This window comes from Bacteroides sp. ET71 (genome assembly GCF_023336905.1).
Taxonomy (GTDB): domain Bacteria; phylum Bacteroidota; class Bacteroidia; order Bacteroidales; family Bacteroidaceae; genus Bacteroides.
This window is the reverse complement of the sequence record NZ_JAMBLS010000100.1, coordinates 1-1,137: the sequence shown is the minus strand read 5'-3', so window position 1 is coordinate 1,137 and position 1,137 is coordinate 1. Positions and strand designations below refer to the sequence as shown.

At 58.6% G+C, this 1,137-nt stretch carries 2 protein-coding genes; both read left to right on the top strand.

Annotation, left to right across the window (positions count from 1 at the left end):
• The coding region (locus M3090_RS15335) for a ParA family protein (protein ID WP_249057718.1) at window positions 1-625 on the top strand (625 nt) is incomplete at its 5' end.
• 2 nt (window positions 626-627) lie between these two features.
• On the top strand, window positions 628-1,020 hold the full coding sequence (locus M3090_RS15330) for a DUF3408 domain-containing protein (RefSeq protein WP_249057716.1): 393 nt from the start codon (window positions 628-630) through the stop codon (window positions 1,018-1,020).
• Window positions 1,021-1,137: the final 117 nt, after the last annotated feature.

Sequence of the window (1,137 nt, the reverse complement as noted above, 5' to 3'; positions counted from 1 at the left end):
TCCGCAGCACAGCATCGCCGAAATGCGCAAGCGCGACTTGAAAACCGTCATGGAGGACGAACACTACAAGGCGATGGCCTACCGCCAACTGCAACGTATCGGCAAGAAGGCCTACCCGGTCGTCGAGGGCACGGCGGAGGATGCCGTGGAAAAGGCGGAAGGACTATTGGAGAAGCTGCCCGGCACGGACATCGTGTTCTTCGACCTGCCCGGCACGGTAAACAGCGGCGGCGTGCTGCGGACGCTGGCGAACATGGACTACATTTTCTCGCCCATCGCGGCAGACCGGGTGGTGATGGAAAGCACACTGCGTTTCGCCACCAAGCTGAAGGACACGCTAATGGACACGGGCAAGACGAACATCAAGGGGCTGTACCTGCTGTGGAACATGGTGGACGGGCGCGAGAAGTCGGAACTCTACAGGGTATATGAGGAAATCATCCGGGAGCTGGGGCTACAGGTGCTACAGACCTTCCTGCCCGACAGCAAGCGGTTCCGGCGCGAACTGACGGGGGAACACAAGGCGGTGTTCCGCTCGACGCTGTTCCCGGCGGACGGTACGCTCGCCAAGGGAAGCCACATCCGGGAGATAACGGAAGAGATACTCACCATTATCGGGAAATAGCTATGGGGGAACGGAAGAAAATCAGTCTGACGGAACTGGACGAAAGCTCCATCGTCGCCTCGTTCAAGGAAGAACGGCCCGCCCAGGCCGTCCCTCTGGCGGTGGAGCCGGAAACGCCCGTACCCCACCGGACAGAACATCCGGATATCAAGCCAGCCCATGAGAGCGAATACCTCCGCCTGTTCATCCACGAGTCGCCCGTATGCGCGCGGCTGGGCAAGACCATCTACCTGCGCAAGGAGTTCCACGAGCGGATACAGCGCATCGTGCAGACCATCGGCGGCAACCGGGTATCGCTGTTCAGCTACGTGGACAACGTGTTAGAGAAGCATTTTGCCGACTGGCAGGGGGACATCGAGCGCGAATACAAGCAACGGGATACCGGAATTTTCTAAAATAACAGACAGCCTATGACAACAATCCTTATCATATTCCTTGCAGGTTATCTGCTTTGGGTGGCCGCCTATCTCCTGTATGAGCGGCATGAACGCCGGAAAAGGCAGCGCGAAAGG